The organism is Pseudorhizobium halotolerans (assembly GCF_902153235.2).
Lineage (GTDB): Bacteria > Pseudomonadota > Alphaproteobacteria > Rhizobiales > Rhizobiaceae > Neorhizobium > Neorhizobium flavum.
The window spans coordinates 152721-164106 of sequence record NZ_CABFWE030000013.1; the positions used below are offsets into that span (position 1 = coordinate 152721).

Genomic DNA, 11386 nt, shown 5'->3' on the forward strand with positions numbered 1-11386 from the left:
GCGCCTCGAAAGGTCGACGGTTCAGGTCCTATCAAGAGCGAGACACTGGCAAGGTATTTGCTCGAGCCAGCTGTGGTTCAAGTCCAGTGACAGCTTCGCACCGCCACCTATATCATTGACGCTATTATTGTGCCTTCCCGAAAGCGGACATCGTCCATCCGCGTCATCAAGCGGTGGCGGCTTTGAAAGATAATCGCTAAAGTAGACTATTGCCATCATCTTTATGATGAACCATAAGTCCTTGTCGGCTGCTGGCTCACCGTGACCAACGGCGACACAGACGGAACATGCAAACGCCATGAGCGTACAAGTACAGCAGCAGGACGGCTGGTATCTGGTTCACCGGTCAGCGCTCATAGACTACGCCTCCAGCATTCTTCGTTCGCGGGAGGCTGCAGAAGATATCGTCCAGGAGGCGTACCTACGCCTGGCTCCTGAAAGGGCTGCGACCCTAGGAACTGCACATCGGGTGAGCTATCTCTACAGGATTGTTCGCAACTTGGCGCTAGACGCTCTGAAACGACGAGGGATCGAGCGACGCGGACATTGTGACGATCCTCCCTTCTGGATACTCCCGCAACCGGTCGAGACTCCAGAGCAGACGATAATTCTCAGAGATCAGGCGGAGGTCGCAGCCGCCGCACTTGCTCGCCTCCCGGAAGACGTCAGGATTGCAGTTCAGATGTACCGCCATGGCGGTCACACACTTCAAGAGGTCGCGTCACATCTGGGTGTGTCAGTGGCAACCGCACACAGGTATGTTCGCGATGCCATGGTGAAGATCGCAGTCGCGCTTGACGAAGAAGTTCGGTAATCCTCTCTCGAGTTGAAAAAATCTAAAGCCTCAATCGTTCCTACGCAGGAATGATCGGAAACGTGTGGTCAGCAAAGTGCAGGTTTGAATTGACGAGACACGGCACAATCGGGGGTGAATTACTTGAAGAGGCCATGGACTGGCTTATCCGCTTGCGCGAAGCGCCTGACGCATACCTCGATCGGCAAGCATTCGAAAACTGGATCAACACCTCCTCGGCTCACCGCAAGGCCTGGGAACAAGCCTGTCGAACCTGGCAGCTTCTCGGCGAGACGTCGCCGGAGGATGTTCGCTCGGGTGCCCTTCCCAGCCGATCTGCGGGCGAGGCCCAGTCGGCTTACAGGAAGACGGCGGGGCGTATCGGGTTAGCAGTCGCAGCCTGTCTCCTGTTGACGTTGGCCAGCCCCTACATAACGCGACATTTAAAAGCCGATCTTCTGACGCAAGCGGCAGAGCGTCTTACGGTGTCGCTAGAAGATGGTACTCGCGTCGAGCTGGCGCCGGCTACTGCGGTCGACACCGATTTCTCACGAACATCGCGCAGCGTTACCCTTCTTCGGGGGGAAGCCTTCTTCACCGTCGAGCCAGATGCCAGCCGCCCGTTCATAGTCAATGCCTCGGGAGTCGAGATCAAGGTTGTGGGCACCGCGTTCAATGTGCACGTTGAACGCGAGGCCACCTCAGTTGACCTGGTTCACGGTCGTGTAGAGCTGACTGCTAAACAGTCCGACCGCTCATTTGAGCTGACGCCAGGGGATTCGTTCCTTGTGCGGCAGTCGGACGGGGAAACAACCCAAACCCGCCAATCTCCCGACGACATGGCGGGATGGCGAAACAATCGTCTCTTCGTCGAGAACGCGACGATCGCCTCCGTAGTCGAGGAGCTGCGGCGGTATCACAAGGCCTGGATCACTATTCCTAGCTCCGATCTTGCCAGCCGTCGGGTGACAGGGCTGTATGACCTTTCTCAGCCAGACCGTGCACTTGAGGCGCTTGTGACCCCGCATGGCGGGACGGTCCACCATGTCTCGCCTTACCTGCGTGTGCTCAGCTTCCTCTAGCCAAAGCCACAAACTTTCTCCTTCTGAGGTGAAAAAACCTGCAGCGGAAGTCGTCTTAACGCTGAGCGCCGGCCAATGGGGGGCTGGACAGTATGCGTTAAGGAGACGGGGTTCATGAATTTTCCAAACAGTGTGCCATTGAAGCGAGTAAGCTCTGGGGTCGGGGGATCAGCCCTTGTGATGATCTTGCAAACCAGTGTTGCCTTTGTCGTGCTTGCCGCAAGTCCAATACTGGAACGACCAGCCCTCGCGCAGACAGCGACCACCGATTTTGACATTCCCGCGCAACCTCTCAGCGCTGCCATCAACTCTTTCGGCAGGCAGTCGGGCCTGCAGGTCACGCTCGCTGCATCATCGTCCCAAGGCGTCACCTCAGCCCCGGTCAGGGGGAGCATGAGCGCTGAGCAGGCTTTGGCTAGAATGCTCTCCGGAACAGGTCTTCGATACCGCATCGCGGGTGGTACCGCGGTTATAAGCGATGCCTCCAGTGACCAGGCGACGCTAGCGAACGGCGCAACTGCTTTGGAGACTATCGTCGTTCAATCCTCCAGGGCGGGTCAGGGTGATGTCGGGGAAACAGTCATCGGCACAGAGGAACTAGACCAGATCAATCCACGCGATTTGGGAGATGTGTTCAGACAGGAGCCTGGGATCCAGGTCGGAAGCTCGCTGCCTATGTCGCAGAAGGTTTACGTCCACGGCGTGGAGGAGACTAATCTTGCGGTGACGATCGACGGCTCTCGGCAAAACAACAAGGTCTTTCATCACAATGCCACCAACCTCATCGACCCCTCCCTCTTGAAGGCGGTGGATGTTGATGCGGGTATCGCACCTGCCGACGCCGGACCCGGCGCGCTGGCGGGTTCGATCCACTACGAAACTCTCGACGCACTCGACCTGTTAGAGCCGGGCCAGTCGTTTGGCGGGTTCGTCACCTCGACCTACAACTTCAATAGCGATGCTGTAACGACCGGCTTGTCGGCTTATGGGGCTCATGAGGGTTTTGATTTCCTCGGATACTTCTCATTCGGAAAGGGTGATGACTTCGTGGCCGGAACCGGCAGCGAGGTACCTGGAACGGGTACCGACCTGATCAGCGGTCTCGGAAAGATTGCCTATGAGGCGGAAAGCGGCGACAGGTTTGAGATCAGCTATGACCGCGCCGTCGATGACGCCATCAGACCTTTCCGCTCGAATATCGGTTTCATTTCCGGGCGGCCGCCTTGGGAACCGCGTGTGCGCGATATCCGCATCGACCGGCAGAACACCGTCTTCACCTATACGGATACGACGCCGGAAGGATGGTGGGATCCAACCTTCAAACTCGCCTATAGCAGCACGGAAGTGGATACACTCGGCTTCATTTGCCCGTCCGGTTGCCCGTCCGGCGTCCCTTCCAGCTATCCGACCATCGGCGAGACTTCGAGCTTCAATGGAAAGTTCGAGAATAACTTCGCCTTCGATCTCGGCAACATCGTGGCTGGCGTCGACTTCTACCGCGACAAGGCAGAGTTGGTGGCTTCCAGTGCGGCGCTTGGGTTTTCGGACGATGGCAGGGAGCGAGCGAGCAATATCGGCTTTTATGCTCAGGCGAGGCTTGAGCCGTGGGATCGTACAAGGCTTTCCTTCGGCGGACGTGCGGACCATCAGTGGTTCACTGGCGTGAACGGGGACGAATTCGACAACGGTGGCTTGAGCGCGAACGCTTCGGCGGAGTACGACCTGACCGACGTCTTGACGGCGAAGGCCGGAGTTTCGCATGTCTGGGCCGGCATTCCGCTCGCGGAAAACTTCATCATAAATCCAGGCTGGACCTATGGTGCCGATGGTCCAGAGCCCGTTACCGCCAACAACGTTCTCGTTGGGCTGGAGGCCAACTATGAAGGGTTCACCGCAGATGCGAGCCTCTTCAGGACGAGCATCCAGGATGCCCGAATAGCTCGATACAGACCGCCCGCAAGTGGCGCTTTGGTCAATCGAGATCTGGTTTCCAAGGGCTTCGAGATCGCTCTCGGCTACGAATGGACGACCGGCTACGTGAAGGTTAAATATGCTCACATCAACGTGAATGTTGACGGTGAACCTGTAGACTCGGACACCGGCAACTATCTCGCGACGCCAGGCGGCGACTTGATCACGATTACCGCAGCCCACACCTTCCTGGACTGGAATCTCACGGTCGGCGGCGATATAGAACTCGCGCCCGAGTATGATCGCGTTGCTGCAGGTGCACCGGCATATGAAGCCTATGAAGTGGTCAATCTTTTTGCGGAATGGAAGCCAGAGACGCTGCCAAACTTCAGCTTCCGCGCCGACCTGAAGAATGTCTTTGACGAGACCTATTCGGATCGCGCGACCTATGGACAGGAATTTGGCACCGTCACGCCTCTTTACGAGCCTGGGCGATCCTTCCTGTTGACGGCAAAAGCGACGTTCTAAATCGCGGCCGCGCAGCGGCCTTATGGCCGCTGCGCCTGCCCTATGATGTGAAGGAGCCAAACGTGGTGCAGTCAAATTCGAGCTGGCAGACAGCGGAGGCGCAGAAATATCTGGCTCAGTTGTGCAAGCACTTCGGCCATAAGATCGAGGTGGTCCACACTGAACGTGACGGAGAGTGCCGATTTGCATGCGGTACCGCTCTTCTTCATGCCCACGAGGATCGCTTGGATATTACCGTCAGCGCGCCCGATGACGAGCAGCTCCAGCAGACGCAGTCGGTGATCGAACGCCATCTCGTGACCTTCGCATATCGCGAGAACTTGGAAGCGTTGGAATGGAGGCCGGCCGCTCAATCTACAGACCAGGATGACAAAGCATGAGCCCTCGTCGTCTGATGACTGTCGTGACCGCGGCCGTTGTTGCCTTATCACCACTTGTCGTACAAGCCGCAGAGATCGAGACAGCACGCGGTCCGGTCGAAGTCGCGACGCCACTGGCCAAGGTTGCTGTCTTCGACATGGCGGCGCTCGACACGCTACAAGCCTTGGGCGTGCAACCTGCCGGTCTCCCCGAAAAGCTCTACCTCCCGCAGCTCGAGCCCCTGTTGGATGGCGCAGAGGTCGTCGGAAATCTCTTCGAACCTGATCTCGAGGCGCTGAGCGCGCTGGAGCCCGATCTGATCATTCTCGGTGGTCGTTCCTCAACCAAGGTGGACGCCACCTCGCAGGTAGCACCAACCATCGACATGACGATGACGGGGCAAGATCTTGTGCAGCAGGCGAAGCAACGTCTTGCAGCCTACGCTACCCTGTTCGGCAAGGAGGAGGCGGCGGCAAAGGCAGCATCGGAGCTTGATGAGCAAATCGAGGCTACAAGGGCAGCGACTGCCGGAAAGGGGACCGCTCTGATCGTCATGACCAACGGACCCAAGATCACGGCCTATGGGGCTAGCTCGCGCTTTGGCTGGGTCCATTCGACGCTTGACCTGCCCCCTGCTGTATCCAATCTGGAAGCTGCCAATCACGGCGAGGCCGTTTCATTCGAGTTCATTGCCAAGGCAAATCCGGATTGGCTCCTCGTCCTCGATCGAGCCGAAGCGATTGGCTCTGGTGACCAGGGCGCGGAGGCCACCTTGAACAACGAGCTGGTCGCTCAGACGTCTGCCTGGAAGAAGGGACAGGTCGTCTATCTCCCTGCGGCAGATTTCTATATCGCCGCGGGCGGTATCCAATCCACGAAGCGTGTTCTTGCCGCCATCGCCGAGGCGTTCTCACGCGCGCAATGAGCATCGGCAAAGATCAAGGCGCCTCCTCCCCGTTTCTATTGACGATGGCACTGACGCTGCCCGCTCTCTGTCTGGCGAGTCTCCTTGTAGGGGTGGGCGAGCTTACAGTCGGGCAGATGCTTTCCAACCCTGAGGCCTTGCAGCTTATTATGATCAGTCGTCTGCCCCGGACACTGGCGGCACTGCTTATGGGATCCGGATTGGCGATTGCGGGCGTCATCATGCAGACGCTTGCCCGCAACCGATTCGTGGAGCCCTCGACGGCGGGGACGGCGCAAAGTGCCGAGCTCGGAGTGCTGTTCGTCACTCTGCTATGGCCTTCGGCGAGCCTGTTCTTAAAGAGCTTGATCGCCGTTGGTACGGCACTTGTTGGAACGTCCGTCTTCCTTGCGACGGCCCACCGGCTGCCACCAACCCAGCCGTTTCTCGTTCCGCTGTTTGGCATCGTTTATGGCGGAGTGATTGGCGCAGCGGTTACCTTCATTGCTTGGCAGACCGACCTTCTTCAGTATCTGTCCGTGTGGACGCAAGGCGACTTCTCGGGCGTTCTTCGCGGCCGCTATGAACTTCTGTGGCTTGGAGCCATCATGGTCGTCGTCGCCTGGCTCATCGCAGACCGGCTGACGATCATGGCATTGGGACGCGACGCCAGCATCGCGCTCGGTGTCGACTATTCTCGGATGTTGCAACTGGGCCTTGTCATCGTTTCGGTGATCTCGGCGCTGGGCACAGTTATCGTGGGGACAATCCCCTTCGTCGGTCTTGTCGTGCCGAACATTGTGTCGCGGATGATGGGCGACAACCTGCGCGGGACGCTACCCATTGTTGCTCTTTGCGGCGCTGTCCTTGTCCTTGGTTGCGACATTCTCGGCAGACTAATCCGGTTTCCCTACGAAATTCCGGTGGGTACGGTCGTCGGTTGCGTAGGCGGCATGGTCTTCTTGTGGCTTGTCTGGCGGCGAGCTGCAGATGAGTAACCGGCGCGTCATCTATCTCGCGGTTGCGGCTCTTGTTTGTATGAGCGCCTATATGACGATCGGGCTACGAGGAAACATCCCCTTCGTGCTCTCGCTACGAGCCACCAAGCTGCTTGCCCTGGTTCAGGTTAGCATAGCGATCGGGATCTCAACCGTAGTTTTCCAGACCATCACAGCCAACCGAATCCTGACGCCCTCCATCATGGGCCTGGACGCGCTCTACCTGTTCGGACAGATGTTGCTCGTCTTCCTGCTCGGAGGCCTGGGTTATTCGGCCCTTGACGCTCAGATCAAGTTCAGCGGCGAGGTCCTGTTGCTGATGGCGATGTCGGCGGCTCTCCTGCTTCCCATGCTCAGGCGTCGATTGGACATGGGATTCTTGCTCCTGACGGGGGTCATTCTGGGCGTCCTCTTTCGCAGCCTGCAGTCTTTGCTGGCTCGACTGGTGGATCCAAACGACTTTGCAGTGGCGCAGGGGGCCAGCTTCGCAAACTTCAATGACGTTGAGACTTCGCTGCTTTTCCTGGCGTCATTGATCACGGTTGGCGGCTTCCTCGTTGTGTGGCGGGCAAGACACGTGCTTGACATCGTTGCGCTTGGCGCCGATGCAGCGATAAGTCTCGGCGTGTCGTGGATACGCACTGTCGCGGGGCTCTTGCTGCTGGTGTCAGCGCTTGCTGCAGTTTCCACCGCGCTGGTTGGCCCGGTTGCGTTCTTCGGTTTGCTGGTAGTCGCCCTCGCGGAGATCGTCGTCGATACAAGACGGCATGCTGTGCTTCTTCCGGCCGCTGCCTTGACTGCGGTGGTAGTCCTTGTTGGCGGACAGACCATCTTCCAGCATGGGTTGGGCAATAGCGCCACCCTCGGGATCGTCATTGAATTCGCCGGCGGCATCGTGTTTCTCATCCTGCTCTTTGTCGGAAGCCGTAGATGATCCGTATTGAAAACGTTTCCTTCTCTCGCGGCTCCAAGACGATCCTTCAGGACGTGTCGCTAGACATTCCGAAGGGTGGCATAACGGCGCTCGTGGGCGCGAATGGAGCAGGCAAATCAACCCTTCTATCTCTGATCGCCCGGCTGCAGCCCTTGCAGGCCGGACAGATCACAGCCGGCGGCTTGCCAGTCCACGCCACACCCAGCAGGGAGCTCGCGAAAGTCATCGCGATCCTCCGGCAAGAGCCGCTCGTAACCAGCCGACTGCGCGTAAGGGAGCTCGTCAGCTTCGGTCGCTTCCCGCACGGACGGGGCAAGCTGACGAACGAGGATCACGCGTTGGTGGAGCGGGCACTGCAGCAGTTCGATTTGACGGATCTGGCGGATCGGTTCCTTGAGACACTATCAGGGGGCCAAAGGCAGCGTGCTCTCGTCGCCATGACAATCGCCCAGGATACTGAATACCTGCTTCTGGACGAGCCTCTCAACAACCTCGACATGTACTTCGCACGTGAGCTGATGCGCTCTCTCAAGGCTGTCTCCAAAGCACACGGCAAGACTGTCGTCATAGTGCTTCATGATGTCAATCAGGCGGCTTCCCATGCAGATCGGATCGTGGCGATGAAAGACGGTCGCGTCGTCGCCAATGCTTCGGCGCGTGAGATCCTTACCCCGCCGATGCTTTTCGATATCTTCGGGTTTGAGATGGAGGTGGAAACGATCAACGGCACCCCAGTGGTCCTGCACTTTCAGTAGTTGTCTTTGACGCGTCTTCCGCTGAACGCGGACTGCAAGCGGTGCGCAGGCAGATACTGGATAGACGTCCGAACTCTCCAGCGGATGTTGTTAACTGGGAGCTCCGGGATCGCAGGTTCACTTCCCCTCAAGACCTTAAATAAACGAGGTCAAAAAATGGTCGCCGCAGCGACAGCGACCATGCCGAGGCCAGCAGCAATCTCCAGTCCTCGCGACACTTTGTCGAGCAGCCTTTTGTTTCGGATGAACAACCGGTCGAAGACCTTTCTGAAGGACACCGCCAGCAGCGCCACGGCACCCAGTGTCAGAGCGACGCCCGCCAGCATCAGGACAGCGAACAGCAGTCCCGCGCCTGTTACGCCACGGGCCGCCGCATATGTCATGACGAAGAGGGTGAGCGGACAGGGAATGAGACCTGCCACGAAGCCGAAGCCCGCGCCGTCGCGGCGCGCGTGACCGTGGGCGGTAGCGCGTGTGCCTCGCCAGATCATCCAGAGGCCGATCAGGCCGATGGCACCGCGGCTCATGTGTTCGAGCAGCGGCGAGGAACCCGGTCCCGAGCCGCCGAACATGTAATCGATCACCGGGAGCGACAGGAGAACAATCAGCACCGAGATGGATATGTGTGTCGCCGCCAGCGTGAAGGCGGTCAGGAGTGCGCTCCACATCCCGCCCGACGAACTTGCGATATAGGTCGCCAGCAGCAGCTTGCTGTGGCCCGGCATCAGGGCATGGACGGCACCCAGCAGCAGTCCCATGGGAAGGAAGGCCGGAAGCGCTGCCGAGCCGCCTCCGCCCGCCAAGGTGCGAATATGCTCCCCGAAGGTGAGATAGGTCTCCTTCTGGAACTCGAGAATCCAGGTCAGCATGTCAGGCGACCTCGAGCGTTACCCAGGCCAGCACCAGATAGCGGCCGGCCTTAGCGATGGTGACGAATGCTGCGAAGGTCGGAAGCGGTACCCTCAAGATGCCCGCGACGACGGTGAGCGGGTCGCCGACAATTGGCACCCAGCTTGCCAGAAGCGACCACTTGCCATAGCGCCGATACCAGCCTTCGGCGCTTTCGAGCTTTTTCGGCGAAACCGGAAACCAGCGGCGGTCGCGATAGCGCTCGATGCCGCGCCCGAGTGCCCAGTTGACGATGGAACCGAGCACATTGCCGAGGCTCGCGATCCCGATCAGGATGGCAAGCGGATAGCGCTCGGCAAGGATCATCATGGCAAGCACGGCCTCCGATTGGGCGGGCAGGATGGTGGCTGCCAGAAATGCCGCGCCGAAGAGGCCGAAATAAGCCGCAAGATCGGCCGTCACCCGTCCACCTGCCCGACGGCAAGCGGTTCGCCGGCGGCCCGCGCGGCCAAGCCCTGCCAGCCGTGGATGCCGATGTAAATGCCGACCGCGATGATCAGCAGGCTTGAGACATAAGGCGCCCGGCGTGCCAGCGTGCTGAACCACGACCAGCGTTTCGTCGCGTGCCGGACGCTGAGTGCCGCGATCGCCCCGACCGTCACCAGCGTGATGGCAAGGCCGATGGAGAAGCAGAGCACGAGGATGAAGCCCAGCGTGAATTCCTTGAGCTGCAGGCAGAGCAGCAGGACGGTGATGGCGGCGGGGCACGGGATCAGGCCGCCGGTCAGGCCGAAGAGGACGATCTGCCAGGTCGTCACCTTCCGGTCGGCGAAGCGGCGGCGGATATCGTTGGCATGGGCCAGTTCATGCGCATCCTGATAGCCATCGGTCGCGACGTCCAGCCCGCGCAGCTCCTCATGCATATGGTCGTGACCGTCGCCCTCCACGAAGGAGAGGTCGTAGTCGTGGCTGTGATTGCCGTGCCCGAGGCTGAGGCGCGCCATGAATTCGTGCGGCTCAGGGATTTCGGTCAGGGATTCCAGATAGTCCCCCCGGTCGGCGAAAGCGAAGACCTGAACGGATCCATCCGGCCGTTCCGTCGTGATCTTCACGTCGTCGGGTTGCCAGACATGGCCCCGCTCGGTCCGCAGGCGAAAGACGGGCGGCACGCCCGCTTCGAAGATCTCCAGCGCAACGACGCCATGCCCGGTATCGATCCGGCGCACCTCCTCGCCGTGGCCGCGATGCCCATGGCCGTGCCCGTGGTCATGATCGTGCCCATGCGCGTGATGATGACCTTGAACCCCATGATCGTGCGAACCGTGATGTCCGTCATGCGAGTGCCCGGCGGCGGCCTTTGCCATCTTCTGGTCCTGCCGGGTGCGCCAGAGCATCCACAGCGCGATGGCGATGATGATCGCCGCCGAAGCGAGCTGGAAATAGGGTTCCACGGTCTCGGCATCGACGCCACGCCACAGATAGAGGCCGGCGAAGGCAATGCCCCAGACGACGGCGGTATGCGAGATCGTCGCCGCGATGCCGAGCAGCGCGGCCTGCAAGACCGTGCCGCGGATGGCCACGATGAAGGCTGCCATCATCGTCTTGGAATGGCCGGGCTCCAGCCCGTGCAGCGCGCCGAGGAGGATCGCGCTGGGGATGAAGAGCCAGGCATGGGCGGAGCCCTGGCTGAGCAGTTCGGCGAAGCCGGGCATGTCGCCCTCCTTACAGGTATTTGGTGATCGCCTTGAACTCGTCGATGGACTTGCGCTGCTCGCGATCGAGCGCGCCGACGGTCTCGTCTAGGCAATGGTCGAGATGATCCTGGATCAGCGTTCGCTTGGCATTCTCGACCGCCTTTTCGACGGCGTGAAGCTGCTGGGCGATGTCGAGGCATGGCCTGCCGGCCTCAATCATGGCGATGACGCTCTTGAGGTGTCCTTCGGCGCGTTTCAGCCGCTTGATGATGTCGGGATGGGATTCGTGTCGATGTTCTGTCATAATGTAATTCCTATCCCCCTGGAGAGGATATTTCAATGCGGATTCTTGTCTCCGCCGGGGTTTGCGTCTATCAGGAGCAACATGCGGTTTCACACGAGATCACGATTCGGGACCAGGATAATGGCCGTGCTGGCAGGCTTTGCCATGCTCGTATTCGCGTCCATGCCGGCCGGAACGCATTCGCTGAGCCAACACGCGCCGGCAGTCGTCGTCGCAAACGATGCCCATTCCCATGATCACGGCGATCATTCGCACGATGACGATCTGGAGTTCG

Annotated in this window: 12 protein-coding genes; 8 read left to right on the forward strand and 4 right to left on the reverse strand. The window is 59.6% G+C overall.

The features are described 5' to 3' along the window. Nucleotides 1-298 precede the first annotated feature (298 nt). The 8 genes from FN060_RS19795 to FN060_RS19830 all read left to right on the forward strand — a co-directional run bounded on the left by FN060_RS19795 (nucleotide 299) and on the right by FN060_RS19830 (nucleotide 8265). Nucleotides 299-814 (forward strand): sigma-70 family RNA polymerase sigma factor, encoded by a 516-nt coding sequence (locus tag FN060_RS19795; RefSeq protein ID WP_052642629.1) that lies wholly within the window; start codon nucleotides 299-301, stop codon nucleotides 812-814. Nucleotides 815-948: 134 nt separating this feature from the next. Further along, entirely contained in the window at nucleotides 949-1875 is a 927-nt protein-coding gene (locus FN060_RS19800; RefSeq protein ID WP_065814612.1) for a FecR family protein, read from the forward strand. Nucleotides 1876-2205: 330 nt separating this feature from the next. Next, nucleotides 2206-4314, forward strand: a complete 2109-nt coding sequence (locus FN060_RS19805; RefSeq protein WP_425287751.1) for a TonB-dependent receptor — start codon at nucleotides 2206-2208, stop codon at nucleotides 4312-4314. Nucleotides 4315-4376: 62 nt separating this feature from the next. Beyond that, nucleotides 4377-4694 carry a DUF2218 domain-containing protein gene (locus FN060_RS19810; protein ID WP_052642633.1) on the forward strand — a complete coding sequence of 106 codons (318 nt, stop codon included), beginning with the start codon at nucleotides 4377-4379 and terminating at the stop codon, nucleotides 4692-4694. After that, nucleotides 4691-5599, forward strand: a complete 909-nt coding sequence (locus tag FN060_RS19815) for a siderophore ABC transporter substrate-binding protein (RefSeq protein WP_052642637.1) — start codon at nucleotides 4691-4693, stop codon at nucleotides 5597-5599. The genes FN060_RS19810 and FN060_RS19815 overlap by 4 nt, the downstream gene beginning before the upstream one ends. Next, entirely contained in the window at nucleotides 5596-6576 is a 981-nt protein-coding gene (locus tag FN060_RS19820; protein WP_052642638.1) for an ABC transporter permease, read from the forward strand. Before FN060_RS19815 ends, FN060_RS19820 begins: the two co-directional genes overlap by 4 nt. Then, the gene (locus FN060_RS19825) at nucleotides 6569-7510 is read left to right on the forward strand and encodes an iron chelate uptake ABC transporter family permease subunit (protein ID WP_052642640.1); all 942 of its coding nucleotides are present in this window, start codon (nucleotides 6569-6571) and stop codon (nucleotides 7508-7510) included. Before FN060_RS19820 ends, FN060_RS19825 begins: the two co-directional genes overlap by 8 nt. Then, nucleotides 7507-8265, forward strand: coding sequence for an iron ABC transporter ATP-binding protein (locus tag FN060_RS19830; protein WP_052642642.1), 759 nt, complete (start codon nucleotides 7507-7509; stop codon nucleotides 8263-8265). The genes FN060_RS19825 and FN060_RS19830 overlap by 4 nt, the downstream gene beginning before the upstream one ends. Nucleotides 8266-8414: 149 nt before the next feature. Here FN060_RS19830 and FN060_RS19835 read toward each other — a convergent pair whose 3' ends face one another. Genes FN060_RS19835 through FN060_RS19850 form a run of 4 tightly spaced genes read right to left on the reverse strand, consistent with a single transcriptional unit; the run spans nucleotide 8415 to nucleotide 11112 of the window. Continuing rightward, the gene (locus FN060_RS19835) at nucleotides 8415-9134 is read right to left on the reverse strand and encodes an urease accessory protein UreH domain-containing protein (protein ID WP_065814607.1); all 720 of its coding nucleotides are present in this window, start codon (nucleotides 9132-9134) and stop codon (nucleotides 8415-8417) included. 1 nt (nucleotide 9135) lies between these two features. Continuing rightward, a complete protein-coding gene (locus FN060_RS19840) occupies nucleotides 9136-9576 on the reverse strand; it encodes a YqaA family protein (RefSeq protein WP_052642644.1) in 441 nt (146 codons plus the stop codon). Then, nucleotides 9573-10826 carry a nickel/cobalt efflux transporter gene (locus FN060_RS19845; RefSeq protein WP_052642646.1) on the reverse strand — a complete coding sequence of 418 codons (1254 nt, stop codon included), beginning with the start codon at nucleotides 10824-10826 and terminating at the stop codon, nucleotides 9573-9575. Before FN060_RS19845 ends, FN060_RS19840 begins: the two co-directional genes overlap by 4 nt. Before the next feature lie 10 nt (nucleotides 10827-10836). Further along, on the reverse strand, nucleotides 10837-11112 hold the full coding sequence (locus FN060_RS19850; protein ID WP_052642648.1) for a metal-sensing transcriptional repressor: 276 nt from the start codon (nucleotides 11110-11112) through the stop codon (nucleotides 10837-10839). Nucleotides 11113-11386 lie beyond the last annotated feature (274 nt).

Bases quoted from the DNA above. Each gene is read 5' to 3' on its own strand.
- FN060_RS19845 (WP_052642646.1), bottom strand. From the start codon at position 10,826: ATGCCCGGCTTCGCCGAACTGCTCAGCCAGGGCTCCGCCCATGCCTGG.
- FN060_RS19820 (WP_052642638.1), top strand. From the start codon at position 5,596: ATGAGCATCGGCAAAGATCAAGGCGCCTCCTCCCCGTTTCTATTGACG.
- FN060_RS19815 (WP_052642637.1), top strand. From the start codon at position 4,691: ATGAGCCCTCGTCGTCTGATGACTGTCGTGACCGCGGCCGTTGTTGCC.
- FN060_RS19830 (WP_052642642.1), top strand. From the start codon at position 7,507: ATGATCCGTATTGAAAACGTTTCCTTCTCTCGCGGCTCCAAGACGATC.
- FN060_RS19850 (WP_052642648.1), bottom strand. From the start codon at position 11,112: ATGACAGAACATCGACACGAATCCCATCCCGACATCATCAAGCGGCTG.
- FN060_RS19835 (WP_065814607.1), bottom strand. From the start codon at position 9,134: ATGCTGACCTGGATTCTCGAGTTCCAGAAGGAGACCTATCTCACCTTC.
- FN060_RS19795 (WP_052642629.1), top strand. From the start codon at position 299: ATGAGCGTACAAGTACAGCAGCAGGACGGCTGGTATCTGGTTCACCGG.
- FN060_RS19800 (WP_065814612.1), top strand. From the start codon at position 949: ATGGACTGGCTTATCCGCTTGCGCGAAGCGCCTGACGCATACCTCGAT.
- FN060_RS19825 (WP_052642640.1), top strand. From the start codon at position 6,569: ATGAGTAACCGGCGCGTCATCTATCTCGCGGTTGCGGCTCTTGTTTGT.